Origin of the sequence: Petroclostridium sp. X23, assembly GCF_030013905.1 — a bacterium.
In the GTDB taxonomy this organism is placed as follows: domain Bacteria; phylum Bacillota; class Clostridia; order SK-Y3; family SK-Y3; genus X23.
The window spans coordinates 2,633,260-2,657,756 of the sequence record NZ_CP124862.1 but is presented as its reverse complement, the minus strand read 5'-3'; the positions used below and the strand labels follow the sequence as shown (position 1 = coordinate 2,657,756).

Genomic DNA, 24,497 nt, shown 5'->3' with positions numbered 1-24,497 from the left:
CTTGTATTTTTTCTTGGTCTTGCTGAACTGAATAGCCGATCTGAATCTTAAGCTAAAAATGATGCTGCAGTTGCAGCATCATTTTTAGCTTAAGATGGTTCTCTCTGAAAGCTCAGAAGCAGGAACTTCAGAGGTGGTGTCACTGGTTAGATTGTTTATTTCAACACTCTGCTGCTCGCTATCTAAGCGTGTAATCCATACAGGGTCGTCTCCATGAAGTACTTCAATGGTGGAAGGGGAGAGAAAGATTTCTTTTGCTCTTTCGAATCGCATATAGTTACCTCCTTCCTTTAAATTTTAGTATTAGTATATGTAAAGGACAGGCTGTTTATAAGCAATGAGAAAAAGCAATGGATAAATTGTACGATCTATCCTAGTGCTCTCCCTTCAGAAAGTTCCCATACTGGTACTTCTATGATAGAATCATTTGTAATATTTTTGACTTCAACATTGTTATTGTTTGTGTGCAAGTGTGTAATCCATACCGGATTTCCTGCATGTAAAACTTCAATCGTGTTAGGTGAAAAATATATTTCCCTTGCTCTTTCCAACTGCATATCATCGCCTCCTATAAAATTTAATATTATTATATGAAAGACGAAGTTTGTTTATAACTGATCAAAAGCATAGGGAAAATTTTCTATTCAAATCGAAAGATACCTAGTGCTTTTAAGGTTTGCTTATCTATTTCGTTATGAGGCTCAATTCCGTTTTTCTTTTGCATAGCAAATACGGCGGATTTCATACCATCGCCATACACACCATCCAGCGCGCCTTTATAAAAGCCATTTTTCTTTAATATCATTTGTACATGAAGGACATCGGACCCTCTGTCCCCGGGTAGGATAATGCGGGGATTGAGTCCGAAAGGACTGTAAGGACCATTTGTGATTACGACAGGGGTGCCTTGAGGAACTATTTTCCATAGTTCTTCTACGTTTTTATTAAACATGCGAATACAACCATGGGAGGCGCTGCGGCCAACGGAACTTGGGCGGGTAGTGCCATGGATCCCGTATGTACCCCAGGGAACATTCAGTCCAAGCCAATGTCCGCCAAACCATTTTCCCCATTCACCTTTATCGGCCACTTTCCATACCCCGAAAGGAGAAGGAGTAGCATCCTTTCCTCCGGCAACTGGGTATTTCTTAACAACTTCACCATCTTTAAAAAGATATAGACGATATTCCGATAAATCAATATATATTTCATATGGATTTTTTTGTAAGAAAGTAGATTGCTGTTCATCTTCCCAATTGAAATAATCTTTTTTTGTATAAATATCTTTGAAAGCTACTGCAGAGATGAATAATATAAGACCTATCAATAGAATAGGGTTGATTTTCTTCAATAAGATCACCTCAAAACAAAGTATATCTTCTATATTGTATTTAAAGATTTAAAAAATAGAATATAAAATTCATGTATTTGTAGTACTATTGTTTGAATCGCTAACAATGGGGTAGGAATTGCAATAATTGGCTTTTTTATTGAAGTTCTGTTAAATAATAAGGAAAACATTGATTATAGCAAAGAATAGATCGATTAGGTATAATTAATATGAACATATTAGCGTTATTTAGGAGGTTTTTATGAACAGAATAACAGTATTGTTTATGGTGGTTATAATGAGTGCTTCTTTTGTCGCATGTGCAAATAAAGGATTAAATACCGGAAATAAAAGTACACAGAATAGCAATAAATATCAAAAAATTTCTCCTTCCGAAGCGAAACAACGTTTAGAGGAAGAAGAGGGGATTATTTTATTGGATGTTAGAACAGAAGAAGAGTATCAAGAGAAACATATCCCTCAAAGTGTGCTCATTCCTTTAGAGATTCTTGAGAAAGAAATGCAAGATAAAATTCCGGATAAAAATACCGTCATTTTCGTATATTGCAGAAGTGGAAGACGAAGCGCAAATGCTTCTGAGATACTTGTGAGCCTTGGCTATACAAACATATACGATTTAGGAGGTATCCAAGATTGGCCTTATGATATAGAAAAAGGAGATTAAGGACGAAAGAAGGAAGGCTGATCTCAAATTTCAAGCCAAAATTTACTTAACATAATATTTGTTTGCCGGGATAAAATAAGTGCATAGGGTTCATGATGATTGTGCCAACATCATTACAGGTTTTTTAAGATTTATAAACTTTGTGATGAGGTTTATGAATTTAATGATTGATTCTAATTTCCGTAAAAGACTCTGTAATGGCTGGTAAGATCTAGATCGCAAGTCAATCATCATGAACTCTTTATTTAATCCAACTCTATTTAACCCATTTATCTAATTTTACCGCCTGGTGATGTAACATTTTATCAATTAACTCTTCTGCGGTATTAGCAATAATAAGTTTTTCTTCATGTTCATGTTTCAAAAACCCTTCATGTGTCATGTGCCCTAGAAATTTCATCAGACTGTCAAAAAAATTATTTATATTTAAAATACCAACCGGTTTTTGATGATAGCCTAATTGATACCAGGTAAATACTTCGGCTAATTCTTCAAGGGTTCCGATCCCACCGGGTAAAGCGATGAAGCCATCAGCGAGATCATACATTTTTGCTTTTCTTTGATGCATATTATCAACGATATGAAGTTCGGTCAATTCAACATGATCTACCATATCATACAGCTTTTTAGGAATCACTCCCGTGACTTTCCCTTCTCCTTCCAATACCGAACGCGCGAGTTCGCCCATGAGCCCGACGTTGCCACCGCCATAAACAAGCTCGATGTTATTCAGTGCCAAGTGCTTTCCGAGTTTTTGCGCTTGTTCCTTATATTGAGTATTTTTTCCAAAACTCGAGCCACAAAAGATACATATTTTGCTTAATGAAACTGTCATATTCGTCTCCTCCTAAAAATGGTGATGTTATTATTTTCTATATGTGTAACAATGAGTGCATTATAGTCACCCATGTTATTTTAGCTTTATTATACATAAATATATTCTACTTATTGTACCAAATTCCTTCCTAAATATTATTGACTTATTTATTGAGATAATATTAATATATTATAAATACTAAGTCGTTTTTGCTATTTTTAGTATGCGATAGGTATGAATATCTATCATATGATTGCATATAATAATTTTTTTGTAATGTAGGAAAGTATTTCTAACTTATAAAGGAACTTGAGGATGGATAAGTAATATAATATAGCACAAGTTTAAATCTATAAGTAAGCTACAATGGAATAAATATTATAGCATTACATCCGCTTGATTTTTGAATCTATAATTATTAAGGAGGAGTACGGTATGAATAGCAAATCTATTCTTGATATGATTGGTAATACACCTATGATCTCTCTTGAGAAAATGTCAAAGAAAAAAATCTTTGCCAAGGCGGAGTTTCTTAATCCTGGTGGAAGTATAAAGGACCGAATCGCAAAATTTATGATTGAAGAAGCTGAAAGGCGGGGCAGCTTAAAACCTGGGATGACCATTATGGAACCTACGTCGGGAAATACCGGTATCGGATTATCGTTTGCCGGTACTCAGAAAGGCTACCGCGTTGTTGTGGTAATGCCGGAAAATATGAGTGAAGAAAGAAAAAAAATTATAGCTGCATTTGGAGCGGAATTAGTACTAACACCCGCTGAAAAGAGCATCGGAGGTGCGGTTGAGGAAGTTAAAAAGCGTGCTGCTCAGGATTCATCTATTTTTGTGCCACAGCAGTTTGAAAATGCTGATAATCCTAAGATTCATTATCTTACTACCGGACCTGAGATATGGAATCAGTTGGACGGGAAGGTAGATATCTTTGTATCAGGATTGGGAAGCGGAGGAACATTGGGTGGTGTGGGAAGATATTTAAAAGAAAAAAACCCAAAATGTTTAATAGCGGCAGTGGAACCTAAAAACGTTTCCGCGCTTTTAGGAGATGAGCCTGGCCTTCATAAGATACAGGGAATAGGGGATGGATTTATACCTCCTGTATTGGACACATTTCTGATAGATGAGGTAGTAGAAGTTACTGACGATGATGCCATTGAAACTGCAAGACTGCTGGCACGGGTTGAGGGGCTGCTTGTAGGAACATCGTCCGGTGCCAATGCTTGGGCAGCGCAATATCTGGCAGATAAATACGGTGAAGATAAAGTGATTGCTACTGTTCTTGCGGATCGGGCAGAAAGATACTTTAGTACTTCGCTGCTCTAAGCTGAAATTATAGGGACGCGCATTGCGCGTCCCTATTGGGTAATGTAATGTTAGCGGACGACCAATGGCCGCCCTACAAAAACTCGCAAGATATATACTTTAGCAAATTACAGGGTTAAATATAAGTAGTTAGCACCAGAAATAAAATATAATGATGTGTAAACAACCTTATAGGAAATATTAGAATTTGTTTGCTTCTACCGGTCTTTTATTGAGATCTCATATACGGTTTCCTCGATTTTCTTACCCTCCTTATCAAATATTTTAGTTGAAATGTACACTGTTTCCTGTTCTTTGTGCATTTTGCATCCCTCCCATATTTAATATATTAATTTTATAACTTGTTTCATGACTTTTATGAAGTTATTTTAATATTTAAAATAATGCAGTTTTCTTGACTAAAGATGTCATATAAGAATATAATGAGAGTAGTCAAAGTTAATATATGGCAAAAAATAACTAAATGGGGGGTTCTATTTGGATTTGCAAAGAGAGATTTCTCTAAATATGGTGAGAGTTACAGAGGTTGCTGCACTAAAGGCAAGTCGATGGATGGGAAACGGAGATAAAAATAATGCGGATAAAGCAGCTGTAGACGGGATGAGAGGCATGCTTGATTTATTGGACATTAAAGGTCGAATTGTTATTGGTGAAGGAGAGAAGGACGAAGCTCCAATGCTGTATATTGGGGAACAGGTAGGAAGCTGGATGGAAAATACACCTGAAGTAGATATTGCAGTGGACCCTATTGATGGGACCCGTCTTGTAGCGAATGGACTTCCCAATGCTTTGGCAGTGATTGCGGTAGGGGAAAAGGATTCTATCGCTTATCTCCCTTGCTTCTATGTAAGAAAACTGGCGTATGGACCTAAATTGAAAGGATTTATAGATATTAATTGCAGCATAAGGGAAAACTTGAAAGTTGCTGCCGCCAAGCTTAATAAAACAGTTCATGAGCTAACGGTAGCCATATTAGACCGCGAAAGACATCTAGAGAGTATTCGTGAAATACGGGAATGTGGTGCCCGCATAAAGCTGATCCCAGATGGGGATGTCGCTGCTGCAATAGCAACCTGCATGGATGATGGAAGGATTGACTTATATCTTGGGATCGGAGGAGCGCCGGAAGCAGTATTGGCTGCGGCAGCTATCCGATGCATGGACGGTGATATGCAGATAAAGCTGGTTCCTAAAGATGAGCAGGAAATGGAAAAAGTGGTTTCCAGTGGTTATGATATCAATAAAGTGTATTTTGCAAAAGAACTGGCTAAAGGGAAGAACATCATATTTGCGTGTACGGGCATTACAGATGGCGACTTGCTTCCGGGCATAAAATTTACCGGTTCCAAAGCTATTTCCCACTCACTGGTAATGAGAAATAAAACTAAGACCATGCGGTATATACAGACCGACCACAATCTGCAATATAAAACTATTCCGTCAAAAGAACTGAAATTGGAAACAAACATCTAGAAAAAAATGTACAATGGACGACGAATAATGTCCATTGTACATTAACAACTATTAACTATTAATTATTCACTATTCACTATTAGCTATTCACTAATATGCGTTGGGTCAATCTTCCATATCCCTACCGCATATTCATGTATCGTTCCATCGCTGGAGAACTTGCCTGAATGAGCAATGTTATTAGCTGACATCTTATACCACTTATTTTTATTCTTGAATTTTTGCTCCAGCCTGTTTTGTGTATCAACATAAGAAGCAAAATCCTTCAAAACGAAGTACTCATCATTGTTATATAAAAGGTAATTGAAGATATTCCTAAATTGTTCCTTTTCATCCGGTAAAAAGCCGTTGATCATTTGGTTGAGGATCATCTTGACTCTAGCATCGCTGTTATATATATCCCATGCGTTATATCCGCCGTAACGATAAAAATTCAGCACTTCATCTGAAGTAAGTCCCAATATAAAGATATTTTCATTTCCTACTTCTTCAGTGATCTCTATATTGGCTCCATCCATAGTACCGATAGTTATAGCACCGTTCATCATGAATTTCATGTTTCCCGTACCCGATGCTTCTTTGCTGGCTGTGGAAATCTGCTCGCTCACGTCCGAAGCGGGGAAGATCTTCTCCGCAAGCGACACGTTATAGTTTTCTAAGAATACTACTTTGATTTTATCTTTAATCGTTTTATCATTGTTAATGATGGAGGCGAGGGTGTTTATGAGTTTAATGGATAATTTCGCGATATAATAGCCAGGTGCTGCTTTGCCTCCAAAAATAAAGGTACGCGGTGCAATATCCAAGTCAGGGTTTTCACGAAGCCGGTTATAAAGGTCCATAATGTGAAATACATTCAGTAATTGTCTTTTATACGCGTGTATACGTTTTACTTGCACATCAAATATAGATGCCGTATCTAGGGTGATGTCGTATTTATTTTTGATTAGCGAAGAAAGCAGTTGTTTATTCTCCATCTTTATCTTGTATAACTTTTCAAGTACCGAAGCATCATCCGCATATCTGGTCAGTTTTATCAGATCATGAGGATGCTGGACCCAACTTGGACCGATGGTATCGGTGATGAGGGATGCAAGAGAGGGGTTGGCTTTTAATAACCATCTCCGATGGGTAATCCCGTTGGTTTTGTTATTAAACTTGTAAGGAAAAAATTCATAAAAATCCTTCATCACTTCTTTTCTAAGTATTTTGGTGTGCAGCTTAGCTACACCGTTAATACTGTAGCTTCCGACAATGGCAAGGTGAGCCATTTTCACATATCCGTCTGCGATAATCGCCATATGGTGGATTCTATCCCAGTCACCGGCATATCTATTCCAAGCCTCTTTGCAGAACCGTTCATTGATTTCATTTATGATCATAAAGATTCTGGGGAGGAGGGATTTAAAAGCATCTACAGGCCATTTCTCCAATGCCTCCGACATAATGGTGTGGTTGGTATAAGAAATGGTGGACGTGGTAATACGCCATGCCTCATCCCAACCCAACCCTTCTTCATCCATAAGAATACGCATTAATTCAGGTATGGCCAATACAGGGTGGGTATCATTAATATGTATTCCTATCCTGTCGGCGAAAGAGAAGAAGTTTTTATGCTTTTTCTTGTATCTTCGTATAATGCTTTGCAGACCTGCAGACACAAAAAAGTACTGCTGTTTCAGTCTCAATATCTTATTTTCAAAGTTGCTGTCATCAGGATAGAGAACTTGTGAAATCGCTTCAACCGAATATTTATACTCTACGGCTTTCATATAATCGCCGCGGCTAAAAGACGAAAAGTCAAAATCCTTTGTTGACGGTTCGGCACTCCATAAGCGCAGGGTATTCACCGTGTTGTTTTCATATCCTACAATAGGAGTATCATAAGGGACGGCGAGGACACTATCGTAATTTTCGTGAATAAAAACCATGTCGCCGTCAGATATTTCAGTTCTTATATTACCGCCAAATTTGACTTCTACAGCTTTGTCAGGCTTGCGGATTTCCCACACATTTCCGAACTTGAGCCAGTTATCCGGTAATTCAACTTGGTATCCGTCTACGATTTTTTGCTCAAACAATCCGTATTTATACCTGATTCCGCAGCCGTGTCCGGGTAATTGAAGAGAGGCGAGGGAGTCGAGGAAACAGGCTGCCAATCGTCCAAGTCCGCCATTGCCTAGTCCCGCGTCCGATTCCATATTTTCAATCATATCAAGGTCAATATCCAGTTCTTGCAGTACCTCTTTACATGCATCGGCAATCCCCAAATTTAAGAGATTGGAGCCGAGAAGCTTTCCCAATAAAAACTCTAGAGAGAAATAATACATTTCCTTTTGATTGTTTTTCATATATTGGTTATTGGTTTCTATCCATTTTTGAGTGATGTAGTCACGTATCAGGTTTCCGAGTGCGGTATATTTTTCCATATCTGTTGCTAGATCAAGAGTGGTTCCGTGGACAGTAGCCAATTTTTCAATAAAAGCTTCCTTAAACGTTTCTTTATTTTTGAACATACATTACCTCCAAATTTGAGAATCAGCTTGATATATAAGTTGAATTAAAGATTTGAGTCGGAACGGCACAGGGGCCGTTCCCTACATAGAACACCAAATTCCATTCATACATGATTTACAATTCGTAGGGAACGCCCCCCGTGGCGTTCCGTTGACTTGCAATATCCAATTATTTAATTCAACTTGATAGTGAATGATAAAGAGTTAAATACTGTTGTGCGGTATCATTCCAATTTAACCGGGTTTTTAATGCGGAGCTAACGATCTTATTCCAGGTATCTTTATCATGATATGAATCCAGAGCCTGTTCTAGTGCTTCTATCATGCTGTCAGGACTGCTGTTTGAAAATATAAAGCCCGTACCCTCTTGGGAATCCGCATGAAAGGGGTGTACCACATCTTTTAAACAGCCAGTATCACTGGCGACCGGGACAGCCCCGTATCTTAATCCGGCGAATATATGGGGCGTATAGGGTTCGCATAGGGGCGGGAATAGCAAAATATCCGATGCCGCATATATTTTATAAGTGAGGGCATTGCTTTCGGAAAGAATAACAGAGATTTTATCGGGATACTTAGCGGAAAAATCTCTTAATTGTGCTTCGAATTGTTCCGGACCCTGACCTGAGATAATCATTTGAATATTTTTTGATACAAGTGTCTCAAGATTATAAGAAATGATATCTACTCCTTTTGTGCATGTTAGAGGAGAAATCACGGATATCAGCGGAATATTTTCATCCACAGGAAGGTTCAGGTAGGCTTGGAGTTTTTTCTTGTTTTCTGCCTTCTTTTTTAATGACCGTTGATAGTTAACAAAAATATAGGGATCGGAGGCAGGGTCATATTGGGTATAATCTAATCCATTTAAAATTCCAAAAATATTTTCGCTGTGTTTCTTAAAAAAACCGTCCAGGCCTTCACCCAAAAATGGTGTTTGTATTTCTTGTGCGTAATGCTCGCTAACAGTGGTAATGATATCGGAATAGGCGGCTCCGCCTTTGAGATAGTTTACCTGACCATAAAATTCCAAACCGTCCAATGTAAAGTATTCTTCATTAAGACTTAGCAGATCGTCAAGAATTTCCCGAGGGAATATGCCTTGGATTTTTAAGCCATATAGGGTAAATATGGTGTGAATATTTTTATAAAATGGATGTTTGGCATAATGAGCTTTTAAAAAAACGCTAAGCATTCCCGTAGGCCAGTCGTGACAGTGAATGATATCGGGCTGAAAGCCAATCAAAGGGAGCGCCTCTAAAACCGCACGGCAGAAGAAAGCAAAACGTTCTGCATCATCATCATACCCGTATAGGTTCTTGCGGTTAAAGTAGTGCTGGTTTTCAATGAAATAGTAACGGATATTCTCAGATTTTAACTCTTCCAGATCGGAAAACTGGTTTCTCCATCCAAGAGGGACTGTAAAGCTTTTTTTCCATGACATTTTTTCTTTGATATCATTTGGAATGCTGCCGTAATGGGGCATAATAACCCTAATGTCTATGTCTTGTTTTTTAAGTTCCGAAGATAGGTGATGTACGGTACCAGCTTGTAAATTTTCATTAGTAAAGGGGTACGCTTCAGAAGCAACATAAAGTATTTTCATTGATGTCATCCTCCTTTAAATCACAGCTTTTTTCTCAAGTATCACAGGGTATTCCTGAACTCCTATTAGTTTCTTTCCTTTGGTGATATGAACCTCTTTATCTAAAATCACATTTTCCAGCATAACGTTCTCGTCAATAACGCATTTTTCCATAATAATGCTATTTTTGATATGTGCCCCTTTATGTATTTGGACTCCTCTAAACAGAATACTATTTTCTACTTTTCCTTCAATCACACATCCATTGGCAACTAAAGCATTTTTAACCTCTGAGTGTTCCATATATTTTACCGGTGCTTGGTCTTTTACTTTCGTATAGATCAACCCAGGATTGGAAAATAATTGTTTCCATATAATAGGGTTCAGTAAGTCCATATTATGTTTGTAATAGCTCTGAATGGAATTGATCCTTGCGACATAAGAACTATAAAGGTAGCCATATATATTAAGTTTATCGACATTTTTAATAATAGCATCCTTTATGAAATCGTAATCGCCTCTGGAAGTACATTCATCAATAATATCTATAAGCAGTTCGCGCTCAATAATATACATTTCCATCGATAAATTATCAGTCTTCGCGTTGACAGGGCTAAATTCCATTCTTGTCACACGACTTTCATCAGATATTTCCATTACGGTGCATTGGGAATAATCCGTAGTAGTTGGACATTGGTGATAGATAATGGTGATGTCGGCATTCATATCTTCATGAAATTTAAGCGCGTCGGTATAGTCGATATTGCAGATGATATTTGCTCCGGATATTATTACATATTTCTGTCGGCTTCTGGAAATATAGCTAAGATTATTATAGAGGTTTTCCAAATCTCCTTTACGTACGGATGTAAAATAATCGGGGGAGGGGGGAAGGATGAACAAGCCATCCCTCTTTCGATCCAGATCCCATTCTTTTCCTGAACGCAGGTGATCCATCAGTGAGGCGTATTTATTTTGTACCAGAATGCCTACATTGCGGATGCCCGAATTCACCATATTAGATAATGCGAAATCAACGATTCTATATCTTCCTCCAATGGGTACCGAAGCCACAGAACGTTTATGTGTTATTTCTTTTAAATATGTATCATTCTTAGTATTGTTAATAATTCCGAGTACATCTCTCATCATTGTTATCAATCCCTTCTTAACTTATTTAGCGAACCGTGAACTATTACGATACACTGCAGGATTTGAATTGAAGATCTTCTATATTTTCCAAACTGATTCGTGCATTCTTTTCTATTTTCAGATTTTTCGGAATAATGATATTTTCTGCAATGACAGTAATTTGTGGTGGTGCATCTATATTAACTGCCGGATTACTTACGGTATGGCCATATCCGATTTGGCATCCGTCAGAAATGATCGTCCTCTCGCAGATGATAGCATTTTCAATACGTACATTATTACCAATGCTTACATTGGGCAGGATTACCGAGTTTTCTATTTTACTTCCTGCGCCTACTGAAACCCCCGGGAACAATACACTATTTTCTACTTCTCCAAAAATCATGCAGCCTTCATTTATAAGTGAACGCCGAACGTTAGCTTCTGCTGCAATATAGTTAGGCGGCTGGGTTGGATTGACAGAATATATTTTCCATTTGGAATCATAAAGGTCAAGTTTGGGATGATCGGAGACAAGGTCCATATTTGCTTGCCAATAGCTTTCAAGGGTTCCTACATCTTTCCAGTAACCTTCAAATGGGTAAGCATAAAGCTTTAATCTGTTATTTAACATCTTTGGGATGATATTTTTACCAAAATCATTGCTGGATCCAGGGTCTTGCTCGTCTTCAATCAGGTAACGTCTAAGGACAGACCAATTGAATATGTAAACACCCATAGAAGCTAAATTGTTTTTGGGGATATTGGGTTTTTCATCAAAGCTCTTTACTAGGTTATCTTTATTGGTATTCATGATTCCAAAGCGGCTGGCTTCATCCCAGGGTACTTCTATTACCGAAATGGTTGCATCAGCGTCTTTTTTCTTGTGATATTCCAACATGAGAGAATAGTCCATTTTATAAATATGGTCTCCGGATAGGATAAGAACATGTTCAGGATTATATTGATCAATAAAATCAATGTTTTGATAAATGGCATTTGCAGTTCCTGTGTACCATTCACCGCCTTTTTGTCTTACGTAGGGAGGGAGCACGATAACTCCTCCGTTTTTACGATCCAAGTCCCAGGGACTGCCGATACCTATGTATGAATTTAAAACAAGTGGTTGATACTGTGTTAGAACTCCTACTGTATCTATATTGGAGTTTGCACAGTTGCTCAGAGTAAAATCAATAATACGGTATTTCCCGCCAAATGGAACAGCAGGTTTAGCTAGCTTTTTGGTGAGAAGTCCTAATCTGCTGCCTTGACCTCCAGCCAGCAACATGGCAATACATTCTTTTTTTTGCATGAAATATCCTCCTCAGATTATATAATAAAAAATGCACAATAAACTAACTTATAAAATCTATATACCCTAAAAGTATGGTGCTTAATCAATCATTACGGTTAAGTAGTATAGTGGGAAAGCCGGTATAGGTAAATAATAACTGTCATAATTTAAAATATTGTTAAGCATGAGTGAAGACACTGTTAAATTAGAAATAATCATTGCTTATTTCAAAAGTGCTGATAAGCACATACAAGAATTTTACAGAATTTCCAGATAAAAATCAAGCAAAAGATACATTTAAAAGTGTTAAAAATTTCCATAATCCTATGGTGAGAATTGTATAAATTATACAATCAGTATAGCATGGATTTCATAAAATGGCAATAGAAGTAATATTATATGGGTAGTAATAGAGTAGTTAGATTAGAAGTACCGTAGGGGTTGAAGGAAATCAGAAGTAAAGGAATTTAAAAGAAGATGACATTTTGTTAACATCTTAATTTGACATAAATAAAAAAATGATCATCTTCTAGTTGTTAAAAAACAATAAGGTAATATGCAATAAATGTCTTATTTTGTGTCTAAGTCATCGAGACAAGTCCATCCAAATTCTCTAGAAATTGCTTTGGAAGTTTCAATTAAATCTTCACGAATTTGAGCTTCATTCTCCTTAATACGTGCAACCGGTCCGGAAATACTTACAGTTGCAAATACACGTCCTTTGTGGTTTTTAATAGGTGCGGCTACACTGTACGCACCAAATTCCACCTCTTCTTCTTCAGTTGAAAAACCTTGCTTTCTAATCGTGTCAAGCATATCCAATAGCTGCTGCTTGTCGGTAATGGTTGTTTTTGTAAGTTTAGCAAAGTTATAGTCTCTTAAGTTTTTTTCCAGTTCTTCTTGAGATAAATTTGCGAGGATGAGTTTACCTGAGGCTGTTGCGTGAATTGGAAGACCGTATCCAACTTTTGAACTCACAATCAAATAGCTCAATGGAGACCAAACGGTATCGACGCAATAAATTTCACCATTCTGATAAAAACACAAATTTGTTGTTTCTTGATACTTTTCTGTCAGCGCTTTGATAAAGGGGTGTCCGATCTCTTTAAGGTCGAGATTATCTGAAACCAGATTAGCTTTAAATAAAAATTTTAGACCTAGCCTGTATTTTCCGTTATCCGGATTTCTATCGATATAAGAATATGTAAAAAGCGTATTCAATATCCCGTGAACAGTGCTGATATTTAAACCTACCTTTTCGCTTATTTCGCTAAGAGATAGCTGGGTATTGAGAGGATCAAAACAATCTAAAATTTTCAATGCCCTTTCAACAGATTGAATCAGATGAGGCCTTTTTTCGCTCAAGGTGTATACCTCCAATAATAAATTATAATTATTAAATTCAAAAGTTTTTTCTGTACTATTATATGTTCTTCTATTTTTAATCTAAAGTCAATATGTATTTTCTTGTAAATTCACAATCTATGAATAATATGAATAATATGAGTAATTTTAGATTTAAATATTGAAAATAATAAAAACTTGTGTTATGATAATGTCATAATAAATTTGACAATATCAAAACAATCTTTCTTTTGAATTCCATTTCATTAGATACATGTGAATGTACAATGGCGTACTCCATAAACGAAATAAGTGGGGTGGTTAATGTTTTCTGTTTTTTTTACGCGATGACAAGGGTGAATTGCTGTATAATCAAGGTATTACTGTAAAACAAAATTTTAGGGAGTGTGACGACATGATATTGAAAAAGAAAATGATTTATGCGTTATCTTTAGTAGTAATGATGACGTTTGTTGTGGCAGGCTGTGGTGCGCAATCAAGTTCAAGCGAAAGTAAAGCCATTAAGCTTGGTTTTGCAGGTCCTCTAACCGGTGCCAGTGCACAGGATGGGGAGTCAATGAAAAAAGGTGCAGCATTAGCTGCGGATGTAGTGAATAAAGCCGGCGGTATTGACGGCAAACAGATTGAATTTGTGTTTGAAGATGACAAATCCGATCCTAAGGAAGCGGCATCAGTTGCAAATAAGTTTGCTTCAGATACAAATATATTGGCAGTTGTTGGCCATTTTAACAGTTCATGTACATTGGCAGGGGCACCGATATATAATAAAGCAGGAGTGGTAGAAGTCTCGGGAGGTTCCAGTTCACCGGCTGTCACCGATGCAGGGCCTTATACCTTTAGAACAATTACAACAGATGCTTTCCAGGGTGAATATCTTATAAACTGGGCTGTAAAAGAAGAAGGTTTTAAAAATATTGCCATTGTATATGAGAACACAGACTATGGCCAAGGATTACTAAAGGTAGCTGAAGAAGAAGCAGGTGAACTAGGTGCTAAAATTGTTGTGAAAGAGTCATATATTCTTGGACAAACAAAAGATTTCAGCCCAATCGTAACAAAGATAAAAGATACTAAGCCGGATGTAGTGATTATAGGTGGCCTATATAATGAAACTGCACTTATAGCAAAACAGATGCAAAGAAGCGGTTATAAAGTACCGATCATGGGTGTTGATGCTATTTATTCCGATGCTTTGATTGAGCTTGGCGGAGATGCTGTGGATGGTGTTATGATGACAGGATTTTTCCATGAGTCAAGTTCCAGCAAAGAAGCTCAGGATTTTATAGCTGCTTATAAAGAGGCCTATAAAGAAGAACCCGGTACATATGCAGCTTACGTTTTTGATGCCGCCAATATCGTGATTGAAGGCTTGAAAAACGGAGGACAAGACCGTAAGAAGGTAATGGAATATCTCACTACACTCAAAGATTATAACGGTGTTACCGGTATTACTTCCTTTGATGAAAACGGTGATTGTATTAAACAGCCTTTAAAATTAATAGTAAAAGACGGAAAGTTTGAAATATATAATAAATAGCTTTAGGATATGGAATGGGGCTCCTAAGGGGTCCCATTCAAATTAATATTCAAAAGTGTTTTTTTGTTTCTCTTAGGGAGGCAAATTGACTTAAGGAGCTGGTGTAGTGTTTTTTGAACAATTATTGAATGGATTGACCATGGGTGCAATATATGCACTTATCGCATTGGGTTACAGTATGGTATATGGGATACTTCAGATTATCAATTTCGCACATGGTGATATTTTCATGCTGGGCACTTTTATTGCTCTTACGCTCATTAAGGTTTTGCATGTACCGTTTGCCGGGGCATTTGTAATAGCTATGGTTATAACCGCAATGATAGGAATCATTATTGAACGGCTGGCTTACAGACCTTTAAGAATGGCTGATCGTATGGCACCTCTTTTAAGCGCGTTGGGAGTATCCATATTTTTAGCTAACTTCGCTCAATTGATTTGGGGTACGGAAACCCATCCCTTCCCTAAGGTGGTCAATATTGCAAATATCAAGCTTGGAGAAGTCAATATAAACAATTTACAGGTATATATACTTCTGATGTCTATTGTATTGATGATCATACTTCAGCTTATTGTTAAAAAAAGTTCATGGGGAGTTGCCATGAGAGCAACTTCATATCATAAAGACCATGCCCGACTCATGGGCATTAATGTTGATAAGGTTATTTCATTAACTTTTGCTGTAGGTTCGGCTTTAGCAGCGGCTGCGGGAATCATGGTCGGACTTTACTATGATGCCGTATATCCTACGATGGGGTACTCTGCAGGTCTGAAGGCATTTACCGCTGCTGTTCTGGGAGGCATAGGCAGTATTCCGGGAGCTATGCTTGGAGGCCTTGTGCTGGGTGTGTTTGAAAATTTCGGAGCAGCGTATTTAAGTTCCGGGTATCGTGATGCGATTGCTTTCTCAATTCTGATTATTGTTTTATTGGTAAAACCTTCAGGGTTGCTTGGTAAGAGTCATCAACAGAAAGTGTAGGTGTAGGCGTAATGGATAAAATATTTAACAGAATAAAAAAAATGAGTACACTTGCAAAAGTGATAGGATTGCTTCTCCTTCTTCTTGCGCCTTTAATTATTACATACGGTTATTTCATTCATATCCTGATCGGCATTGGCATGTATGTGATTTTAACGCTTAGTCTCAATCTGGTAACAGGTTATGCAGGACAGTTTTCTATAGGTCATGCTGCTTTTTATGGAATTGGTGCATATGTAGCAGCTCTCTTGATGTTGGAAAAGGGCATATCTTTTTGGCCGGCAATGGTTATAAGTGCTTTTGCAACAGCGGTATGCGGATTTGTATTAGGATTGCCTGCCCTTCGTTTGCAAGGTGATTATCTAGGCATTGTAACACTAGGTTTTGGCGAAATTGTACATCTTATTTTTGTAAATTGGATAAGTGTTACGAGGGGGCCAATGGGCTTACCGGGCATTCCGGCTCCACAAATCGGTTCTTATGTATTTTCTGATAAAGTTCCTTACTATTATACCATTCTTATTTTGGCTGCGGTAACTATTTTTGTAATGAATAGGCTGACTACTTCAAGGTATGGTCTTGGACTGCTTACAGTAAGAGAGGATGAAGTAGCCGCATGTGCGATCGGCATCAATACCACAAAAGCAAAATTATCGGCTTTTATTGTAGGTGCTTTTTTTGCCGGAATCACAGGAGCATTTTTTGCAGGCTATATATCGTTTATAAGCCCCGACTCATTTATGTATGTTGACTCCATTACAATTCTATCGATGGTTGTATTAGGGGGAATGGGCAGCATTATAGGTTCGGTAGTGGGAGCTGTTGTGCTGGTAGTCGCACCTGAGATGCTGCGTTTCTTAGTGAATTACAGAATGATCCTATACGGGTTAATGATGATCATAGTAATGATTTATAAGCCCGAAGGTTTTTGGGGTATTAGTAAAAGAGCCAAAAATACCTGGCTTAGAGCAACAGGAGGACGAGTAGATGAAAATGCTTGAAGCTAAGGGTGTTACCATCCGTTTTGGAGGTCTTGTAGCGATTAATAATGTGGATCTGGATTTGGAACAGGGAGAAATACTTGCCATTATAGGTCCTAACGGAGCAGGAAAAACGACTCTTTTTAACTTGCTTACCGGTATTTACATGCCTACAGCAGGGACGATAAAGTTTCGAGGGGAAGTCATTAACAAACTGAAACCTCATCAGCGTGTTAAAAAGGGAATAAGCAGAACTTTTCAGAATATTCGATTATTTCACTCGCTCACCGTTCTGGAAAATGTTATTGTGGGTCAGGGAGGATGGACAAAAGAAGGCATATTTGGCGGACTTTTTATGTCAAAATCCGTAAAAAATGAAAGAGCTAACGCTTTAAAAAAATGTTTGGATATTCTTGAATTTGTAGGGCTTGAAAATAAATTGGAAGAATTTGCGACAAGCCTTCCTTATGGCGAGCAGCGGCTTCTGGAGATTGCAAGGGCTTTGGCTTCCGAGTCCGACCTTATTCTTTTAGATGAGCCTGCTGCAGGTATGAACAGCATCGAAAAGGAAAAGCTGAAGGCTTTGATCAACAGGATTCGAACTGAAATGAGCAAGACAATTCTTCTTATCGAACATGATATGAAAGTAATTATGGATATCTCTGACAGGATTGTTGTGCTCGACCATGGTGAACAGATTGCACAAGGTAAGCCTGAAGAAATAAGAACAAATCATAAAGTAATAGAAGCATATTTAGGCCGGGAGGAAAATGAAGATGAGTAAGAATGGGTACGTATATCAAAGAACGCCTTCTTTTCTGGGAGTTCCAATAGTTAGAACAAAAGAAGAGCTTAAAGGCTATGACACAGTGGTTTTAGGGATGCCGTGGGAAGGCAGTGTTACGTGGGGGATCACTACAGGGACAGAGCTTGCAACAAAAACCATACGCAGTGCTTCTGCAAGATATAGCGGGTATATGCCGGAACTTAATATAAATATTTTTGATACATTAAAGGTATGTGATTACTCTGATGTTGACATTTACCCCGGAAATCTGGAAGAGTCTTTTAGGCGCTTCAGCAGCAGGCTAAAGAATATTTTTGAAGCAGATGCATTTCCGATCATAATGGGCGGAGACCATGGCATAAGCTATCCTGCAATTAAGACATTGTGCGAGTCTACTACCGGGAAAGTGGGTATCATCCATTTTGATGCGCATTATGACAATAAGCCTGAATATGAAGGAGATAAATACGCAAGATGCTGTCCTTTTCATAATGTAGCTGACATTCCCAATCTAAAAACAACAAGTATGGTTCATTTAGGGATAAGAGGGCCGAGAAATACCCAGGAACAGGCAGAGTATGCTAAAAGTATAGGAGCTACTACCTTTACAAGCTTTGATGTTCATCGCATGGGAATAGAGGCAGTGGTGGATGAGGCCTATAAAATTGCTTCAGATGGAACAGAGAAGATTTATGTGACCGTATGCAGTGATATTCTGGATGTGGCTTTTAACCCCGGAGGACCGCCGGATCCTAATGGTTTGACTTCTTATGAGTTGTCGCTGGCTTTATATAAACTAAGCAGCTATGGAATACATGGTTTCGACATCGTTGAGTTTTATCCTCCAAGCGATCCTACAAATGAGGCTTCGCATGTTGCAGCGTGGCTTATACAGTATGTCATGGCAGGACTGGCTCAAAGGAAAAACAATAATATCACTTTAGGATGATATCATTGTAAAGCGATATGGAAAGGTTGAATAGCGAATGTTGACTATTGAAGCTCTTGAGGTGTGTTATGGAGTAATTCCCGCAATTAAGGATATGAGCATACAAGTAAATGAAGGGGAAATCGTTACGCTAATTGGAGCGAATGGCGCCGGAAAGACAACAACTTTGAAGACAATCTCCGGATTGGTAAAGCCGGCGAATGGGCGAGTATTTTTCAATAACGTAGATATTACAGGAAAACCTGCCCATGAGATCGTGGCACTCGGATTGCTTCACGCTCCGGAGGGGCGAGGGGTATTTGCCAATCTTACAGTAATGGAAAACCTCATGTTGGGGGCTTATCTCAGAAAAGATAAGGATAAGGCTAAAGAAGAAGAATTATCTATGGTTTTCGAAAGGTTTCCACGTCTCAAAGAACGTGTTAAGCAGATGGCAGGAACGCTGAGCGGTGGAGAGCAGCAAATGCTGGCAATCGCCAGAAGTCTGATGGGCAAACCAAAACTGTTGTTATTGGATGAACCTTCTATGGGATTGGCTCCTATTTTGGTTAAGGAGATTTTTAAGATTATAAAAGATATCAATGAGAAATACGGTACGACCATACTTCTTGTTGAACAAAATGCTCATTTAGCGCTAAAGGTTGCGCACCGAGGCTATGTACTTGAAACAGGGGAAATTGTCGCAGAGGGGAAAGGAAGCGATTTATTAAATGACCCTGAGATAAGAAAAGCATACCTAGGTTATTAAACAAGGAATAAAGGTGAGAAAACTCATGAAAGATAAATTCAAAAAAGAGAATGAAAGCTTAGAGCCGGTCTCGATGTATAATATAGCGGCAAAGCTTTTTGCTCATTTGGCTAAAGCTGTAATAGATGAATTTGGAGAAGACGGACGAAAAGCCATTCTTCAAGGAGTAAGTACGTTTGGAGAAGAAAGAGGCAGAGATATTGCAAGGCGTGCGGCGGCTGTCGGCCAATCCAATAATATTGAGAATTATCTTACAAATTACGATATGGGCAGAAGTGAGCTTTTTGAGTATGAAGATATATATAAAGAGAATGAGATTGAACAGTATTTTACAAAATGTGTTTTTGCAGATCAATGGAAGAAGGATGGTATGGAAGAGTATGGAATCCTATACTGCCAGGAGATTGATCCTGCCATTGCAAGAGGATTCAATCCTAATTTGCATGTTGTTCATGATAAGCATTTTTTTAAAGATGGAATATGCCATTTTTGTTTTCAAATGAAAAAAGAAGATAACGTATAGAGAAAAGTAGTGAGAATGTTATGGTGATTAATCAAAAAAGACTATTTCATCGGCTCTTAGAGATAGGGCGGATCGGAATGCAAGAGCAGGGCGGGATTACCCGCCTTTCTTATACAAAAGAAGAAAAAGAGGCCAAAGAATTATTAACTTATTATATGCTTGATGCCGGTCTTGAAGTACGCCAAGATGCAGTGGGCAATTTGATCGGAAGAAAAGAAGGTGGCAGATCGGATGCGCCGGTTATTCTCACAGGATCGCATTTTGACACGGTCCCTCAAGGGGGCATGTTTGATGGCGTGCTTGGAATACTTGCGGCAATTGAAGTTCTGCAATGCATGAACGAGAAGAGGATTGAAACTGAACATCCTATTGAAGTCATTGCGTTTGTAGATGAAGAAGGTGCCAGATTTGGCTTTGGAATGGTCGGAAGCCGTGCGATTTCCGGAAAATTAAGACAAGAAGACCTGCAATTCACCGATTCACAGGGAATAGCTCTGGCCGAGGCCATGAGGCAAGCGGAGTTTCTTCCTGACAATATAGCGGATGCGGCTGCAGAATCAGAGAATATTAAGGCATATATTGAACTTCATATTGAACAGGGAAAAGTGCTGGAAAATCGGAATTTACCTGTTGGAGTGGTGTCGGGGATTGCAGGACACTTATGGATAGATTTTCGATTGATCGGTGAATCCGGACATGCAGGTGCTACACCCATGAAAGCGCGAAGAGACCCTATGACAGCTGCTGCCAAAATGATAAGTTATATAGATGAAGAAACAAAAAAGTATCCCAATGCCGTTGCAACTATCGGAAAAATGTCTGTCTTACCTGGGGGAGTAAATGTAATTCCCCGTGAAGTAGAATTTACCATTGATTTAAGGGATATTGACGAAACTGTTCGGAACAAAATAGAAGAGAATATTGTAGAATATGCGCAGCGAATATGTAAAGAACAGAATATCGAATTGAGTTTGAATACTTTACAGAGAGTATCTCCAGTCAAATGCTCAAAAGCAATATGTGATACAATAGAGCGAGCGTGCATAGAAACAGGACAGGAGATTTTCACATTAATCAGCGGTGCAGGGCACGATGGAATGCAACTGAAAGATTTTTGTCCTATCGGCATGATCTTTATCCGCTCGAGAGGTGGTGTCAGCCACAATGCTGACGAATGGAGCTCAGAAGATGATTGTGGAGTTGGAGCGGATGTTTTGTATCATACCATTCTTGAACTAGCTGAGAGAGTATAAGCGTATGTAAATTTGTTTTAATATGTATATTTTATATGACGAAAGGTTATTTCCGTTAATATTAGGGAATGGCCTTCTTTTCTTTTGTGAACTTAATGAAGTTATCATTTATTGTATTATCACCAATAATATAATATAATGAAATAACGCAAAACGGCAAACAAGCCCAAGGAAAGGAATGACGATTGTGAATTGGTTGGAAAAGCTTGAGAGAAGATTCGGGCATCTTGCCATTAAAGGCTTGATGACCTATATTGTAGGACTAAACGGATTTATCTATTTTTTAATGTATGTAGATCATACCGGGGGATTTACTACTAAATTAATGCTGATTCCATCTCTGGTTTTTAGAGGTGAAGTGTGGAGGCTGATCACATATGTGTTTATTCCGCCTTCCGTATCGTCCCCTATATGGATTATATTTGTGTTATATCTTTATTATATGATTGGAAATGCACTGGAGCATGAGTGGGGAAGCTTTAGGTTCAATATGTATTATCTGTTGGGAATGGCAGGAACGACCGCTGCGGTTTTCATTACGGGAGGAGTAGGAACTTCTACATATTTAAACTTATCACTGTTTCTGGCTTTTGCACGTATTTACCCTAATTATGAATTCTTATTATTTTTCATTTTACCTGTGAAAGTAAAATATTTGGCATGGCTTAACTGGATTTTTATAGGTTTTACAGTGTTGTTCATGCCCATACCTCAAAAAGTGATGGCGATCGTCTCTATTATTAACTACTTCATTTTCTTTGGACGTGAAATATCTACCGGCGCAAAAATGACACGGCAAGTTCACAGCAACCGCAGGAGATTTCATGAGCAGATTCCAAGAAATACTACCATACACAAATGTACCATATGCGGTATTACCGAAAAAGATGATCCAAAAATGGATTTTAGGTACTGTGTAGATTGTGAAGGAGACCATGAATACTGTATGGAACATCTAAAGAACCATGAGCATATTAAGGAGTAGTCAGATCGGAGAGTATAGACAACGAACTTTGGACTTTCAATTTACCAAGTTATATCACGCCAACAGTTAAGATTCCGTAGGGGCGGACGACTCTGTCCGCCCGTAGGCAGGATAATGGTATAGCGGGTGGACAGGGTCGTCCGCCCCTACGATAATAAAAAGATATATTGAAACAAGCACTATTATATTTCTACTTTCAACTTAAACGATCTATAAGTGAACCACCATACTTTACGTGAATTTAATATTATTTTAATGAAAATCTAACACGAGAAATATATACTTACCATGCTAGATTATCGACTTTGAAGGGAGATAGTGTAATGGATGGCATGGCCCTTGATTTTTATTATGATTTACTAATAGACGAGAATAGACGAGGCAAAGCAGAGGGCTTAAAAGAAAACGAGCTGTCTTTATATAATAAATTTAAAGAGATACTGCTTCATGGTTCTGTTAGGACTTTTTTTCAGCCCATTGTTTCGCTAAGTGACGGGAATATCCTTGGTTATGAGGCGCTTTCAAGGGGACCGGTCGATTCAGCTTTAGAATATCCCGATGTGCTTTTTGAAACAGCAAGAAGGTTTGGAAGAACGTGGGACTTGGAGTCGTTATGCAGGGCAAAAGCATTAGAAAATGCGAAGGATATCTTTCCTCAGCATATGTTGTTTTTAAATGTTGATCCAAAAGTAATATATGACGATAAGTTCAGGCAAGGATTTACAAAAATATTTTTGCAAAGGTATCATATTGACCCGGAAAATATTATTTTTGAAATTACAGAGAAATCTTCTATAGATGATTTTAAAAGCTTTAAAAAGATTATCGATAATTATAACCAGCAAGGATATAAAGTTGCAATTGATGATACCGGCTCAGGTTACTCCGGCCTAAATCTGCTTGCGGAGATCAGACCTCAGTATTTGAAAATAGATATGAAATTGATTCGAGATATAGATAAGGACGGGTTCAAGCAAGCTTTATTAAAGACATTATACGACTTTTGCCTGATTGCCAATATAAAAATGATTGCGGAAGGGATCGAAACGGTAAATGAACTGAATACTTTAATCGATTTAGGGATTCCCTATGGGCAAGGTTATTATATTCAAAGACCGTATCCGGATTTCTACGCTGTTGCACCGGAAATAAAAAAGCAGATCATAGAAAGAAATAAAATCAGAAGCGGTGCATATTATCATAACACATCCACCATTGCGATTGGAGATATCGCAAGGCAAGGGTATACCGTATCGCCCCAAACTACCGGAGCAGGGCTGCTGGAGAAGTTTAACAGCAATGCTAATATGAAAGGCATTGCGGTGGTGGATGGGAATAAATTGATGGGATTGGTCATGAAAGATAAGTTTTTTGCCAAGTTGGGTACGCAATACGGTGTTGCGATTTTTATGAAGAGACCTATTACGCTATTGATGAATCGAAATCCATTGGTTGTAGAGTATTATACGCCGCTTGACAAGGTGTCAAAGCTTGCGATGGCAAGAAAAGAAGATGATCTCTATGACTACGTACTGGTTACTAAAAACAACGATTATTATGGAATCATCACAGTAAAAGACTTATTGGAAAAATCCACTCAGCTCGAAATAAATTACGCGAAACACCTTAATGCATTAACCGGACTGCCGGGAAACAATCTTATCGAGAAAAAGCTGGCAGGGATCATGGATGGGGATAAGCCGTACTGTGTTTTATATATTGATATTGATAATTTCAAATCATATAATGATGTTTACGGTTTTGAAAGTGGGGACAAGCTTCTTCAAATGACTGCAAAGGTATTGAATGATGAAAGTGCTAAATATATGGCTGCTGATAAGTTTGTAGGGCATATCGGAGGAGATGACTTTGTTATTATTGCAGATACCCATGATGTATGTGAGATTTGTACAAATATTATGAAAAGCTTTGATGAGAAGGTAAAAGAGCTGTATAAGCAACAAGATGTTGAACGAGGATATATTATCACTAAGAACAGGCATGGTGTAGTGGAACATTTTCCACTTGTGACCATTTCTATTGCCGGGGTGACAAACAGGTATAGAAGATATACCGATATATTGCAGCTTGCGGAAGATGCCAGTCAGATTAAAAAGCTATGTAAAACGATATGGAAAAGCTGTGCATATATAGAATAGTTAAAAACAGCTTGCGCAAATTTTTTGTGGTATATGCTACATTTGTGGGTACATTTAACGTGC

At 38.1% G+C, this 24,497-nt stretch carries 21 protein-coding genes and 1 pseudogene; 13 read left to right on the top strand and 9 right to left on the bottom strand.

Annotated features, from left to right (window positions below; translation table 11 throughout):
* Positions 1-84: 84 nt before the first annotated feature.
* The 3 genes from QKW49_RS12655 to QKW49_RS12645 all read right to left on the bottom strand — a co-directional run bounded on the left by QKW49_RS12655 (position 85) and on the right by QKW49_RS12645 (position 1,351).
* Positions 85-273, bottom strand: a complete 189-nt coding sequence (locus QKW49_RS12655) for a small, acid-soluble spore protein, H family (protein ID WP_282867917.1) — start codon at positions 271-273, stop codon at positions 85-87.
* Positions 274-368: 95 nt separating this feature from the next.
* Positions 369-557, bottom strand: a complete 189-nt coding sequence (locus QKW49_RS12650) for a small, acid-soluble spore protein, H family (protein WP_282867916.1) — start codon at positions 555-557, stop codon at positions 369-371.
* An 83-nt stretch (positions 558-640) separates the two neighbouring features.
* Positions 641-1,351, bottom strand: coding sequence for a L,D-transpeptidase family protein (locus tag QKW49_RS12645; protein ID WP_282867913.1), 711 nt, complete (start codon positions 1,349-1,351; stop codon positions 641-643).
* Between the two features lie 241 nt (positions 1,352-1,592).
* On the opposite strand from QKW49_RS12645, the gene QKW49_RS12640 reads away from it, so the two are divergent.
* Positions 1,593-2,015 (top strand): rhodanese-like domain-containing protein, encoded by a 423-nt coding sequence (locus QKW49_RS12640; RefSeq protein WP_282867912.1) that lies wholly within the window; start codon positions 1,593-1,595, stop codon positions 2,013-2,015.
* Positions 2,016-2,271: 256 nt separating this feature from the next.
* On the opposite strand, the gene QKW49_RS12635 is transcribed toward QKW49_RS12640, so the two are convergent.
* The gene (locus tag QKW49_RS12635; protein ID WP_282867910.1) at positions 2,272-2,850 is read right to left on the bottom strand and encodes a TIGR00730 family Rossman fold protein; all 579 of its coding nucleotides are present in this window, start codon (positions 2,848-2,850) and stop codon (positions 2,272-2,274) included.
* 417 nt (positions 2,851-3,267) lie between these two features.
* On the opposite strand from QKW49_RS12635, the gene cysK reads away from it, so the two are divergent.
* Together cysK and glpX are read left to right on the top strand one after the other, a co-directional pair.
* On the top strand, positions 3,268-4,170 hold the full coding sequence (gene cysK / locus QKW49_RS12630; RefSeq protein WP_282867908.1) for a cysteine synthase A: 903 nt from the start codon (positions 3,268-3,270) through the stop codon (positions 4,168-4,170).
* 483 nt (positions 4,171-4,653) lie between these two features.
* Complete coding sequence (glpX, locus tag QKW49_RS12625; RefSeq protein ID WP_282868137.1) at positions 4,654-5,643, top strand: class II fructose-bisphosphatase; 990 nt, start codon at positions 4,654-4,656, stop codon at positions 5,641-5,643.
* Positions 5,644-5,726: 83 nt separating this feature from the next.
* Here the strand turns inward: glpX and QKW49_RS12620 are convergent, their stop codons facing one another.
* From QKW49_RS12620 to QKW49_RS12600, 5 genes and pseudogenes are all read right to left on the bottom strand, one after another.
* Positions 5,727-8,159, bottom strand: a complete 2,433-nt coding sequence (locus tag QKW49_RS12620; RefSeq protein ID WP_282867907.1) for a glycogen/starch/alpha-glucan phosphorylase — start codon at positions 8,157-8,159, stop codon at positions 5,727-5,729.
* Positions 8,160-8,337: 178 nt separating this feature from the next.
* Positions 8,338-9,765 carry a glycogen/starch synthase gene (locus tag QKW49_RS12615; RefSeq protein WP_282867906.1) on the bottom strand — a complete coding sequence of 476 codons (1,428 nt, stop codon included), beginning with the start codon at positions 9,763-9,765 and terminating at the stop codon, positions 8,338-8,340.
* 15 nt (positions 9,766-9,780) lie between these two features.
* Positions 9,781-10,896 (bottom strand): glucose-1-phosphate adenylyltransferase subunit GlgD, encoded by a 1,116-nt coding sequence (gene glgD / locus QKW49_RS12610; protein WP_349239113.1) that lies wholly within the window; start codon positions 10,894-10,896, stop codon positions 9,781-9,783.
* A 130-nt stretch (positions 10,897-11,026) separates the two neighbouring features.
* Positions 11,027-12,187 (bottom strand): annotated as a pseudogene (locus QKW49_RS12605) (glucose-1-phosphate adenylyltransferase); the annotation flags it as partial.
* 552 nt (positions 12,188-12,739) lie between these two features.
* Positions 12,740-13,534, bottom strand: coding sequence for an IclR family transcriptional regulator (locus QKW49_RS12600; protein ID WP_282867904.1), 795 nt, complete (start codon positions 13,532-13,534; stop codon positions 12,740-12,742).
* Positions 13,535-13,928: 394 nt separating this feature from the next.
* On the opposite strand from QKW49_RS12600, the gene QKW49_RS12595 reads away from it, so the two are divergent.
* The 10 genes from QKW49_RS12595 to QKW49_RS12550 all read left to right on the top strand — a co-directional run bounded on the left by QKW49_RS12595 (position 13,929) and on the right by QKW49_RS12550 (position 24,434).
* Complete coding sequence (locus QKW49_RS12595) at positions 13,929-15,071, top strand: ABC transporter substrate-binding protein (RefSeq protein WP_282867903.1); 1,143 nt, start codon at positions 13,929-13,931, stop codon at positions 15,069-15,071.
* A gap of 106 nt (positions 15,072-15,177) precedes the next feature.
* A complete protein-coding gene (locus QKW49_RS12590) occupies positions 15,178-16,050 on the top strand; it encodes a branched-chain amino acid ABC transporter permease (protein WP_282867901.1) in 873 nt (290 codons plus the stop codon).
* Positions 16,051-16,061: 11 nt separating this feature from the next.
* Complete coding sequence (locus QKW49_RS12585; RefSeq protein ID WP_282867900.1) at positions 16,062-17,051, top strand: branched-chain amino acid ABC transporter permease; 990 nt, start codon at positions 16,062-16,064, stop codon at positions 17,049-17,051.
* Complete coding sequence (locus tag QKW49_RS12580) at positions 17,038-17,814, top strand: ABC transporter ATP-binding protein (RefSeq protein WP_282867899.1); 777 nt, start codon at positions 17,038-17,040, stop codon at positions 17,812-17,814. The genes QKW49_RS12585 and QKW49_RS12580 overlap by 14 nt, the downstream gene beginning before the upstream one ends.
* Positions 17,807-18,766 (top strand): agmatinase family protein, encoded by a 960-nt coding sequence (locus QKW49_RS12575; RefSeq protein ID WP_282867898.1) that lies wholly within the window; start codon positions 17,807-17,809, stop codon positions 18,764-18,766. Before QKW49_RS12580 ends, QKW49_RS12575 begins: the two co-directional genes overlap by 8 nt.
* A gap of 37 nt (positions 18,767-18,803) precedes the next feature.
* The gene (locus tag QKW49_RS12570; RefSeq protein ID WP_282867897.1) at positions 18,804-19,514 is read left to right on the top strand and encodes an ABC transporter ATP-binding protein; all 711 of its coding nucleotides are present in this window, start codon (positions 18,804-18,806) and stop codon (positions 19,512-19,514) included.
* A 25-nt stretch (positions 19,515-19,539) separates the two neighbouring features.
* Positions 19,540-20,037 (top strand): L-2-amino-thiazoline-4-carboxylic acid hydrolase, encoded by a 498-nt coding sequence (locus QKW49_RS12565; protein ID WP_282867896.1) that lies wholly within the window; start codon positions 19,540-19,542, stop codon positions 20,035-20,037.
* Positions 20,038-20,057: 20 nt separating this feature from the next.
* The gene (locus QKW49_RS12560) at positions 20,058-21,290 is read left to right on the top strand and encodes a Zn-dependent hydrolase (RefSeq protein WP_349239112.1); all 1,233 of its coding nucleotides are present in this window, start codon (positions 20,058-20,060) and stop codon (positions 21,288-21,290) included.
* 178 nt (positions 21,291-21,468) lie between these two features.
* A complete protein-coding gene (locus QKW49_RS12555) occupies positions 21,469-22,275 on the top strand; it encodes a rhomboid family intramembrane serine protease (RefSeq protein WP_282867895.1) in 807 nt (268 codons plus the stop codon).
* A 323-nt stretch (positions 22,276-22,598) separates the two neighbouring features.
* Positions 22,599-24,434: a GGDEF domain-containing protein gene (locus QKW49_RS12550; protein WP_282867894.1), complete on the top strand. Its 1,836-nt coding sequence runs from the start codon at positions 22,599-22,601 to the stop codon at positions 24,432-24,434.
* Positions 24,435-24,497 lie beyond the last annotated feature (63 nt).